The following is an 11,641-nucleotide window of genomic DNA, read 5'->3' on the forward strand; positions in this document are numbered from 1 at the left end:
GCAATTCCCAAGGAGTTACTTCAATGAAATGGTTTTACGATCTGAAGATTTCCACCAAGCTGATTACCTCGTTCCTGGTGGTTCTGGCGTTGACCGCGGCCATGGGAGTCTTTGCCATTATCCAGCTGGGCCAGGTCAACCAGGCCGCCCAGGACATCAAGGAAAACTGGATGCCGTCCATTCGCGCGGCGTCGGGCATGCGCTTTTACGCAGCCAACTTCCGGCTGAAGGAAAACCGCCACATTGCCGCCGACTCTGCCCAGGAAAAGGCGCAGATGGAGCTTGAAGCAGCAGAAGCGCGCAAACAGTTTGAAACGCGGCTGGCCACTTACGACAAGCTGATCGTCAGCGATCAGGACCGGCAGATGTTCAGTGCCGTGAGTACCTCTTGGTCCGCCTATCTGAAAGTCAGCGACAATCTGTTCGCTCTCTCCCGGCAGGGCCAGGAGGCCGAAGCGCGTGCCTTGCTGCGCGGCGAGTCCAAACTGCACTTCGACGAAGTCACCAACCAGTTGCAAAAGATGGTCGAGCTCAATGACGCCGGGGCGACTGCCGCTGGCGACAAAGGCACGAGCCTGTACGAAAGCGCGCGTATCTCGATCATTGCCGTGCTGGTTGCAGCCTTGCTGGTCGGTCTGGGTCTGGCGCTGTTCATTGCACGGATTATTTCTCGCCCATTGAAAGAGGCAGCGACTGCCGCCGAGCAACTGGCCGAGGGCAACCTGAACGCCCACATCGGGCACGGTTCCAAGGACGAAACCGGTATGGTGCTGAACGCCATGCGCAACATGGTCGGCAAGCTGTCACACATTATCGGCGAAGTGCGTAACGCCGCCGACAACCTGGCCAGCGCTTCGGAAGAAGTCAGCGCCACTGCGCAATCAATGAGCCAGGCCACCAGCGAACAGGCGGCCAGCGTCGAAGAGACCAGCGCGTCGGTCGAGCAGATGAGCGCCAGCATCAACCAGAACACCGAGAACGCCAAAGTCACCGATGGCATGGCCAGCAAGGCTGCCAAGGAAGCGACTGACGGCGGCGAATCGGTGCAGCAGACCGTCGTGGCGATGAAGAAAATCGCCCAACGCATCAGCATCATCGACGACATCGCTTACCAGACCAATCTGCTTGCCCTCAACGCGGCCATCGAAGCAGCCCGTGCGGGCGAACATGGCAAGGGCTTCGCGGTAGTGGCCGCCGAGGTGCGCAAGCTGGCTGAACGCAGCCAGGTCGCGGCTCAGGAGATTGGCGAGCTGTCGTCAAGCAGTGTGGAAATGGCCGAAAAGGCTGGCAAGCTGCTGGACGAAATGGTGCCGTCGATCAACAAGACGTCAGACCTTGTGCAGGAAATCAGCGCGGCGTCAGAGGAACAGGCTGCCGGTGTGGCGCAAATCAACACCGCCATGACCCAGCTCAATCAGGTCACCCAGCAGAACGCTTCAAGCAGCGAAGAACTGGCCGCCACCGCTGAAGAGATGAGCAGTCAGGCCGAACAGCTGCAACAGGCCATGAGCTTCTTCACCCTCGATGCATCGCCAAGGGCCGTCGCACAAGGCAGCCCTGTCGACGGCCGCAGCAGCCCGAACCGCCAGCCCCCGCGCCCACCGCAACAGGCTCCGCGCAAGGCGTTTGCGCAAAGCATGGCGGGCGCCCCGGACGAATCGGAATTCACTCGTTTCTGATGACTGGCTGCTGATTGCCGGCCTCGATAGCGATTCACAGGGAGAACGACATGGGCTCATTGGTCACGACTCGACAGACTGCCACGGCGGTCGAGGAAGAGGCGCAGTACCTGACTTTCATGCTCGGTGGCGAGATGTTCGCCATCGGCATTCTGGGCATCAAGGAAATCATCGAATACGGCAGCCTGACGGTGGTGCCGATGATGCCCGCCTTCGTGCGCGGGGTGATCAACCTGCGCGGTGCTGTAGTGCCCGTGGTTGATCTGTCGGCGCGCTTCGGGCGACAGAACTCGGACATCACCCGGCGCTCGTGCGTCATCATCATCGAGGCCAGCAGCGAGGACGGCCAACCGCAGGACATCGGCCTGCTGGTCGATAACGTCTCGGCGGTGCTGGAAATACCGGCCTCGCAGATCGAACCGCCACCGAACTTCGGTGCGCGCATTCGTGCCGACTTTATCAGCGGCATGGCCAAGGTCGACGGCAAGTTCGTCATTGTCCTTGAGGTCGATCGGGTGTTGTCTATCGATGAAATGTCCAGCCTCGCCGAAGCAAGTCAGTCGCTGCCTTCCGACGCCGACGCGACGTGAGGCCTGCACATGCCTGATACAGCGTCGCTCACCGATCGCGAATTCGGCCAGTTCCAGAACTGGCTGTACAGCGCTGCGGGCATCAAACTGACGCTGGCCAAGAAAGCGCTGGTCGCCGGCCGTCTGTTCAAGCGTCTCAAGCATTACGAGCTGGACAACTATGGCGAGTATTTCAAGCTGATCATGAACGATCAGCGCAACGGCGAGCTGCAAGTGGCGCTGGACCTGCTGACCACCAACGAAACGTACTTCTTTCGCGAACCCAAGCATTTTGATTTTCTGCGCCAGCAGGTGCTGCCCAAGGTAGCGCCGGGCAAGGTATTCAGGGTCTGGAGCGCCGCCAGTTCATCTGGCGAAGAGCCTTACAGCCTGGCAATGACGCTGGCGGAACAACTGGGCACCACGCCCTGGGAAGTGATCGGCTCGGACATCAGCACCCGCGTGCTAAGCAAGGCGCGCAGTGGGCATTACCCCATGGAACGCACCGAAACCCTGCCCCAACCGTTGTTGTTCAAATATTGCCTGAAGGGCGTTGGCCGTCAGGAAGGCACGTTTCTGATCGACAAATCGCTGCGCAGCCGGGTCAGCTTCGTGCAGGTCAACCTCAACGAGACCCTGCCCGATCTGGGTGAGTTCGACGTGATCTTTCTGCGCAACGTGATGATCTATTTCGATCAGGAAACCAAGAGCAAAGTCGTGGCGCGTTTATTACCGCGCCTCAAGTCCGGGGGGTATTTCATCATCAGTCATTCGGAAAGCCTCAACGGCATAAACGACACGCTGAAACTTGTCTCCCCTTCGATATACCGCAAGCCATGATCAAGCCCGTCGGCGTGGCCGAAATAGTCCTGGCTCCCGGCGAAGTGGTCTTCGAGACCCGGCCTGCGCGCTTGCGCACATTGTTGGGCTCGTGCGTAGCAATCACGTTCTGGCACCCGTGGCGGCGTATCGGTGGTATGTGCCACTTCATGCTGCCAGGACGTATTCGCAAGGGTCAGCCACTGGACGGCAAATACGCTGATGAAGCGATGGAGATGCTGATTAGCCATGCGCTGGCCAGCGGGACGCTTCCGGAGGAATATCAGGTCAAGCTGTTTGGCGGCGGCGAGATGTTTCCGGCGCAGCGCCACGACCAGCAGATGCACAACGTCGCAGATCGCAACATCAATGCGGCGCTGAAGCTGGCCGACCGGCATCGCCTGAAGCTGATGGCTCAGGACCTGGGCAGCACCGGTCATCGCAACATCATCTTCGACCTGTGGAACGGAAACGTATGGGTCAGGCACCAACCAATGGAAGCAATCGAAAAAGATGCCAAACAAAAAAATCAGCGTATTGCTGGTCGATGATTCGGCCGTCGTTCGCCAGGTACTCGTGGCCATTCTCAACGACACCCCCGATATTCATGTCATGGGCGCGGCGTCGGACCCGATATTCGCCATGGCCAAGCTGGCTCAGGAATGGCCGGACGTCATCGTGCTGGACGTGGAAATGCCCCGCATGGACGGCATCACCTTTCTCAAGAAGATCATGAGCGAACGGCCGACGCCAGTGGTGATCTGCTCGTCGCTGACCCAGAAAGGCGCAGAAACTTCGTTGCAGGCGCTGTCTGCCGGGGCGGTGGAAATCATCACCAAACCTACCACCGGCCTGAAGAACTTCCTCATTGATTCAGCCGCCGAGCTGGTCGCGGCAGTCCGCGCAGCGGCGAACTCCAACGTTAAAAACCTTGGCAAGCGCACGGCTCCGCCCGTTCTGGCCCCGGCAAGCAAACTCACCGCAGACGCCATTTTGCCTGCTGCCAACGGCCATGCCATGGCGCATACCACTGAACGCATTGTGGCCATCGGCACCTCGACCGGTGGCACCCAGGCACTGGAAGCGGTGCTGACGGCCCTGCCCCGCGTCTGTCCCGGCATGGTCATCGTCCAGCACATGCCGGAAAAATTCACCGCATCGTTCGCCGAACGCCTGAACAGTCTGAGTCAGATCGAGGTGCGCGAGGCCAGAAACAACGACCGCATCCTGCCCGGCCTCGCGTTGATCGCCCCCGGCGGCAAACACATGATGGTCACGCGCAGCGGCGCCTACTACCACGTCCAGGTCATCGACGGCCCGCTGGTCAACCGCCATCGTCCTTCGGTGGACGTGCTGTTTCGTTCGGTGGCCAAATTCGCCGGCAAGAACGCCACCGGCATCATCATGACCGGCATGGGCGACGACGGCGCACGCGGTTTAAAGGAGATGCTTGATGCCGGAAGCTCGACAGTGGCTCAGGATGAAGCCAGTTGCGTCGTATTCGGCATGCCCAAGGAAGCCATCAAACTGAATGCTGCGCAGAGGATCATGCCGCTGCAGGAAATTCATCAGGCGATATTGCACCGATGAGATTGGAGGAGCGCCCTGGCTTGGGAACATATCAAGGTCAGGTTCGCCCGCATCATCGTGAAGACAGGCCGCGCTTCGCCGGCGCCTCTGCCAGGCGGTTCGATACCGGCAAGGGATGTGCAGCGCCTGACTCCCATCCGCCACACATATTATGTAACACTGCCTGCCCACGCCCCGGTCGATAAGGATTTTCACCGCCATGCCTGGACAGCATCCGCTGATTCAAAAACTGTATGAGTTCGTTTATGCAGAGCAGGCTGCCAACCTGCAGAAACTGAACGAGGTATGGGAGCGCCCGCTGCCAGAGAAACTGCTGCAAGGCTGGACACAGGGCTTCGCCCGGCTGGAGCGCAGCGAAAAACCCGGGCAAATATGGGCCTACCTGGGCGAAAACGAGTCACGCTTTCGTGCTGGGGACTTGCTGCGCGTGCATCTGGGTAATGCTCAGGGTCCGCTGTTGTGTCAGGGCATGAAGTTTGAGAAGGAAGAGGACGACCGCTGGCTGCTCAGCTCGGACAGGGCGATGCTCATCTGGGAGAGCTATCAGGAAGGTGTCTGTTACGCAGACCCTGATGGTATGGACCTGACTCCGAAATACATTCAGGCCTTGCAAGACATCGAGATCGACGCACAGGGACACAATACAATATTGCCTTTGCTCGGCGATGCGCCCGATATCGGTTTCAACGACCCGGACGTCGAGTACGGCGAACAGATCGCACGCCAGGAAGGCTGCAACGATAAACAGGCTGAAGCCGTTGGCCTTGCCTTGGGCGCGGAGCAGATTGCCTGTATTCAAGGGCCACCGGGTACCGGCAAGACCCGAGCGCTGGCATTGATCGCTCAGTTGCTGGTTGCCAGGGGCGAACGGGTGTTCGTCACTTCGCATACTCATATGGCGATCAACAATGCCTTGAGCAAGATAGCTGCGCGCAATGTGCCGACGCTCAAGGTGGGCGGCCGCCGTGAAGACCTCGACGAGCATGTAGACCTGAAAACCGACCCCGCCAACTGGGAGGGCTTTCCTGAATCGGGTCAGGGTTATGTGATAGGTGCCACGCCTTTCGCCACATGCAGCTCGTTGTCCAGGTACAGTTTCGATACGGTCATCTTCGATGAGGCCAGTCAGATCACCGTGCCTCTCGCCCTGATGGCAATGCGCAAGGGCAAACGATTCATTTTTATCGGCGACCAGAAACAGCTGCCTCCTGTACTGCTTTCACGCTCGATTCTGTCCAAGGAATCCATGTCGGTGTTCGCACGTCTGACAGCTCAAGACACTGATCATACGGTGATGCTGGAAGAAACTTACCGGATGAATCGCTGGCTGACCGAATGGCCCAGCCAGATGTACTACGACGGGCAATTACGGGCCGCAGGTCGAAATACAGACCGTCGATTGCGGGCCAGTCCTGATGGGGCGGTCAGCGAAGCGCTTGATCCGCAAGCCTGCGCTGTTTTTATCGCAACGCAGGACTCAAAGGCTCGAAACCGCAACCCGGCAGACGCACAGTGCGTCGTTCAACTGTGCATTGAAGCGCACAGGCTGGGTCTGCCGCTGCACGAAATCGGCATCGTGACGCCTTACCGCGCTCAGGGGCGGACGATTCGCCAGGCGCTCGCAAAGCAGTTCGGTCGTCCAGCCGCGGACACAATAGTTGCTGACACCGTCGAGCGCATGCAGGGCCAGGAGCGCGAGCTGGTCATCCTGTCCCTGGCCAGCGGCGACGAGACATTTATCAGTGCCATTGGAGAGTTCTTTTTCCAGCCCCAGCGGCTGAACGTTTCTATTACTCGCGCCATGACCAAGCTGATCATTATCGGCCCGCAGCTGAAGCACGGAATTGTCTGCGCAAGCGAAGCTGCGCAGGTGTGGGCCGAACAATACCGACAGCTGATCAGCCAATGCCACAAGGTCGAGTTTGCGCAATGACCCTGTTCATACCTGAATGGCAACGCAGCAGCGGCTCGCAGCTTCAGTGCAAACGGGTGCTCAAGAAACTCGACGGTGATTACGTCGTTCGCAAATGTATCGCACAAGACACTTGGTCCCCGGACTTCTTCCTGCAACGCGGCGAGCTGGAATGGCTGGCATTGATGATCTGCGAGCTCCCGTTCGACACACTGGATCCAGGCCAGCTATTTGTGACTGCAGAGCAGACAGTTTTCAGTCAGATGCTGGAAAAACTGTCAGCGTTTGAGGCTCGGGCGAATATCCCTGCCCTCCGTAAGCTGGTCGTAATGTGGGGGTGCGATTCGGATCAGAGCAAAGCCTTGTGGACACGGCATTGCGAAGGCCGTGGAATATGGCTGATGTCGAAGAAGACCTTCATCGAGTCCGGTGCAGAGCAGTTGCCGAAGCTGCTCAAAGCCCTTTCCCAGAACGACAGACAAGCCATTATGGGCTATTACTTTCCCGAGGCCGAAGTAGCCGGGATCCGCACCACGCGCCGGCAGTTCGTCCGCGACAATAGCGCCCGGACCTCACGCTATTTTCTGGACACTCAGCAGGAATGGGCGAGCAAGCTTGATCTGGAGCTTCCTGACGAGCAGACAGAACTGGCAGGTGATTTTTCTGTGCGGCTGATAAATGGCGTAGCGGGCAGTGGCAAAACACTTATCGCTGCAAACCGAGCTTTTATCCTCGCAAGAAAATACCCCGATCAACACGTGCTCATGCTTATTCATAACGTGCCCGTGGTCAAAGATCTCAAGCATCGCCTGCAACGCGTACATGGTGAGATCCCGGCGAATCTCACCATCATCACCGCACTGGGCTGGATCTCAAAGCAGTGGCGCACACTGTTCAAAACGAACCCGAAAATGCCTGATTACAACAAGGAAGTCACAGGCCTCATCCAGTATTTTAGAGCCCTTGAACACCCCGACCTGAAGCCGGATAACGCGTTATTGCTCGATGAGTTCAACTTCATCAATGACTCTGTGGTAGCCGATGAGGCTGATTACCTGAAGGTCGAACGCGCAGGTCAGGGCTTTGCGTTGCGCAAAGAGGAACGGCAACAGGTCTGGGCGCTGTACGAGCGTGTAACCGCTGCGTTGCTGAAACAGTCAGGCCTGCGGTTATGGAGCGCTCTGCCCCGTGATTTGTGCCTGGCCAATCGTCCAGACAAGCTCGCCCCTTATCAGCACATTCTGGTGGACGAGGCTCAGTTCTTCGCGCCGTCGTGGTTTCAGTTGATCAAACTCACACTGGAAAAAACCGAGGGCACACTGTTTCTGTGTGCCGACCCTAATCAGGGTTTTCTGAAGAGTCGTCTTAGCTGGAAACGGGTCGGTCTTGATGTGGCAGGCAAGACCAAAAAGCTGCGCAAGTCCTATCGTACGACTCAGGCCATTCTGAGCGCAGCCAATCAGATGCTGGCTGGCATTACCCAGACCGATCCGGACGATTATCTACAGCCCGATTTCGAAGGCATGGACGCAGGCACACCTCCGCTTTTTGTCTTGTCACCTTCATCCCAGGATGCGGTTGCACAGGCCAGCAATGAGATTGCGGATCATCAGCAACGCTTCGAATTGGCGCTGTCGGGAATGTTGCTCTTGTACGGCAAGGGAGCTGACAAAACATTATTGATAAAAACGCTGAAGGCGCGTTTTGGCACAGACCGGATCTGGGACATGAACGACAAGAACTCAATGCCCACCCATGATGAAAGCCTGCGCATTGCCACTGTGGAGAGTGCTACCGGGCTTGAAGCCAACGTCGTGTTTCTGGTCGGTCTGGAAAAGCTGCTGGGGCGTACCGTTCAAAGCGGCAGCATCACCGAAGACGAGATTGAGCAGAATGCGCGAAAGCTCTACATGGCCATGACCCGCGCAGGTCAGCGCCTGGTCTTGATTTCGTCGACCCCCCTACCGGAAAAAATCGCCGGGCTGTTCAAGCACGCGTGAGAAGATACCTGCCTGCCCATTCACTACTTCGTTTTTCAGGCCACAAATCCGATCGCCATGACCAGACCCGTAACGCTTCAGGACGTCGCCAACCATGCAGGCCTTTCCAAGGCTGCGGTGTCGCGCTATCTGAACCAGAGCATCAGCCTGCCGCCGGAAACCGCGAAACGTATCGACACGGCGATCAAGGCGCTGGACTACCGGGGCAACAGTCTGGCCCGACGCCTGAGCAAAGGCGGCAGTGAAACCATCGGTCTGGTGCTGCCGGACATTGCCAACCCGTTTTTTGCCGAGCTGGCAGACGCGGCCGAGGAAGAGGCGTCCGCCAACGGGTATAACCTGGTGCTGTGTGTCACCCGCAACCTGCTTGAACGTGAAAGCACCTTTGTGCGCTGGCTGGATTCACGTAACGTCGATGGCTTGCTACTGGTCAGCAACCGTCCGGACGACGGCACGCTGGCCAGTCAGTTGGTGAGCTACCGCAATATCATTCTGCTCGACGAAGACGTTCCCGGCACGTCGCAGCCCAAAGTGTTCGCCGACAACCATCAGGGTGGTCGCCTGGCGACTGAGTATCTGATCCGCCATGGCCATCGACGCATCGCTCATGTGTCCGGGCCGTCGGCCTTGATGAGTGCCCGCGAGCGCTATGCCGGCTACCGGGAAGCGCTGACGCTGGCGGGCATCGCAGAGGTGCCGGAATGCCTGTGCTTTGGAGATTACAGCCGTGAGTTCGGGCGTATCGCAACCGCTCAGTTGCTCACCCTGCCCCACCCTCCGGAGGCGATTTTCGCCGCCAGTGACTTCATCGCTCTGGGCGTGCTCGATGTCCTGCGTGAGCGCAATATCAGCGTGCCCGGCGCCATGTCGCTGGTGGGGTTCGACGACGCCGTGTATGCCAGTCTGCTGACCCCACCGCTGTGTACCATCCGCCAGTCCTCCAGGGAGCTTGGCCGTCTCGGCGTAGCGCAATTGCTGCAGCGCATGGCGGGCGGCGACTGTACACAGGACGTCGTGCGCGTACCCGTAGAGTTGGTCTGCCGGGGCACGGTAGCAACTCGCAGTGACTGATTGCGGGGCAACCAGTAACACCCGGCCTTAAATCGGTGCACTGCCATCGGCATCCTGAAAAGCCGATGATTGCGGAAAACTTTGGCGCATCAAGGACGTACGGTGACTGGCCGACATCGTGAAAAAAATGGCACACAATCTGCTTTCTCCAGTTCTCAAACCTGAAGACAAAGCTCATTTGTCTTTTTTTTGAAACGATTGGTAAACCGGTTTACCGATCTGATTTGCCGCACCGGCAAACAGACTAGGAGGATGGCAATGCTGCGTTTTAGCAAGCGTTTCACCCTGACCCTCGGCGCTGTTCTGGCCTTGGCGTTGTCACCCATCATTCAGGCCCAGACCGGCAAACGTCTGGCTCTGGTACAGGTCAACCAGCAGGCGCTGTATTTCACCCAGATTACCCAGGGCGCACAGGCTGCGGCGAAAGCTGCCGGAGCAGAGCTGGTGGTGTTCAACGCCAACGACAATCCGTCAGCCCAGAACGACGCCATCGAGGCCTATATTCAGGACAAGGTCGACGCCATTCTGGTCTGCGCCATCGACGTCAACGGTATCAAACCTGCGGTCACCGCAGCTGCGCAGGCGGGAATCCCGGTGGTGGCAATCGACGCTGTGATTAATGGCGACAATGCCGTACAGGTCGGCGTGGATAACCGCGAGGCAGCCCGACAGATCGGCCAGTACACCGGCGAATACATCAACCGCGAACTGGCGGGCAAGGCCAGTATCGGCGTGGTCGGAGCCCTCGGCTCTTATGTACAGAATCTGCGTCTGGACGGTTTCCGCGAAGGCCTGGCAAAGACCGCCAGCCAGGCGAAGATCGTCAACACCGTAGACGGCAACAACGTACAGGACACCGCCCAGGCTGCCGCGGAGAACCTGCTGACCGCCAACCCTGAATTACAGATCATTTATGCCACTGGCGAACCCGCCTTGATTGGCTCGGTAGCAGCCAGCATGTCGCAGGGTGCGGGCGAACGGGTGAAGATTTTCGGTTGGGACCTGTCGTCTCAAGCGGTGCAAGGGCTCGATGACGGCTCGGTTGCCGTGGTGGTGCAACAGAACACTCAAGCCATGGGCAAGACGGCGGTGGAGTCGGCACTGGCGCTGTTGTCCGGAAAAACCGTGGCTCGCGAACAGAGTATTCCCGTCACGCTGGTGACCAAAGCCAACCTGGCCGCTTATCGCGCCGAGTTCAAATAAGAGGGCTCAGTATGCAAACGCCTGGCGAAGTGCCTCGGGTACAGATGAGCGCGATCACCAAACACTATGGCTCGATAGCGTCGTTGCGCGGTGTGGACCTGCTGCTGCAGCCCGGTGAAGTGCTGGGGCTGGTGGGCGACAACGGCGCAGGCAAATCCACCCTGACCAAGATTCTGTCAGGTGCGGAGTTACCCACCAGCGGACGAATCGCCATCGATGGCGAGGAAGTCAGTTTCAGCGGTCCGGCAGATGCACAGCGCTGCCATATCCAGATGGTGTATCAGGACCTGTCGCTGTGTGACACCGTCGATGTGGCCGGAAACCTCTTCATGGGCCGCGAACCGATGCGCCGCGTGCTCGGCGTGCCGTTGCTCGATGAGACGCGCATGCACCGCGAAGCACGGCAGATTCTTGAAGCATTGGGATCACCATTCCGGATACCCGCGCGCAGGTACGACACCTTTCCGGTGGCCAGCGCCAGGCCGTTGCGATTGCCCGCGCGGCTGCCTTCGGCCCCAAGGTTCTGATCATGGACGAACCCACCGCAGCGCTTGCGGTAGCCGAAGTCGAGGCGGTGCTGGAGCTGATTCGCACCATCAGCCGCAAAGGCGTCAGCGTGATTCTGATCACCCACAGGTTGCAGGACCTGTTTCTGGTCTGTGACCGCCTCATGGTGATGTATGACGGCGCCAATCTGGCCGAGCGAAGGATCGCCGACACCGACCTCAACGAGGTCGTCGAACTTATCGTCGGGCACAAATTCACTGCCCGCTCCGCTTGTGCCTGAGAGGACACGAC

The 11,641-nt window shown here is 58.7% G+C and carries 9 protein-coding genes and 1 pseudogene; all 10 read left to right on the top strand.

The features are described 5' to 3' along the window. Positions 1-23 precede the first annotated feature (23 nt). Positions 24-1,679 carry a methyl-accepting chemotaxis protein gene (locus AC4ANK_RS24970; RefSeq protein WP_002553203.1) on the top strand — a complete coding sequence of 552 codons (1,656 nt, stop codon included), beginning with the start codon at positions 24-26 and terminating at the stop codon, positions 1,677-1,679. 50 nt (positions 1,680-1,729) lie between these two features. Further along, positions 1,730-2,269, top strand: coding sequence for a chemotaxis protein CheW (locus AC4ANK_RS24975; RefSeq protein ID WP_002553202.1), 540 nt, complete (start codon positions 1,730-1,732; stop codon positions 2,267-2,269). 9 nt (positions 2,270-2,278) lie between these two features. Further along, positions 2,279-3,088: a CheR family methyltransferase gene (locus AC4ANK_RS24980; RefSeq protein ID WP_031596285.1), complete on the top strand. Its 810-nt coding sequence runs from the start codon at positions 2,279-2,281 to the stop codon at positions 3,086-3,088. After that, complete coding sequence (cheD, locus tag AC4ANK_RS24985) at positions 3,085-3,618, top strand: chemoreceptor glutamine deamidase CheD (protein ID WP_002553200.1); 534 nt, start codon at positions 3,085-3,087, stop codon at positions 3,616-3,618. Before AC4ANK_RS24980 ends, cheD begins: the two co-directional genes overlap by 4 nt. Then, the gene (locus AC4ANK_RS24990) at positions 3,581-4,657 is read left to right on the top strand and encodes a protein-glutamate methylesterase/protein-glutamine glutaminase (protein ID WP_005732319.1); all 1,077 of its coding nucleotides are present in this window, start codon (positions 3,581-3,583) and stop codon (positions 4,655-4,657) included. The genes cheD and AC4ANK_RS24990 overlap by 38 nt, the downstream gene beginning before the upstream one ends. A gap of 199 nt (positions 4,658-4,856) precedes the next feature. Then, positions 4,857-6,590 carry a DEAD/DEAH box helicase gene (locus tag AC4ANK_RS24995; RefSeq protein WP_002553198.1) on the top strand — a complete coding sequence of 578 codons (1,734 nt, stop codon included), beginning with the start codon at positions 4,857-4,859 and terminating at the stop codon, positions 6,588-6,590. Further along, on the top strand, positions 6,587-8,569 hold the full coding sequence (locus AC4ANK_RS25000; protein ID WP_002553197.1) for a 3'-5' exonuclease: 1,983 nt from the start codon (positions 6,587-6,589) through the stop codon (positions 8,567-8,569). Before AC4ANK_RS24995 ends, AC4ANK_RS25000 begins: the two co-directional genes overlap by 4 nt. A 57-nt stretch (positions 8,570-8,626) precedes the next feature. Beyond that, a complete protein-coding gene (locus AC4ANK_RS25005) occupies positions 8,627-9,640 on the top strand; it encodes a LacI family DNA-binding transcriptional regulator (RefSeq protein WP_460383587.1) in 1,014 nt (337 codons plus the stop codon). 258 nt (positions 9,641-9,898) lie between these two features. Beyond that, positions 9,899-10,843 carry a substrate-binding domain-containing protein gene (locus AC4ANK_RS25010; RefSeq protein WP_002553195.1) on the top strand — a complete coding sequence of 315 codons (945 nt, stop codon included), beginning with the start codon at positions 9,899-9,901 and terminating at the stop codon, positions 10,841-10,843. An 11-nt stretch (positions 10,844-10,854) separates the two neighbouring features. After that, positions 10,855-11,630: pseudogene (locus AC4ANK_RS25015) on the top strand (ATP-binding cassette domain-containing protein). Positions 11,631-11,641 lie beyond the last annotated feature (11 nt).

Source organism: Pseudomonas sp. Pmew2, from assembly GCF_058129885.1.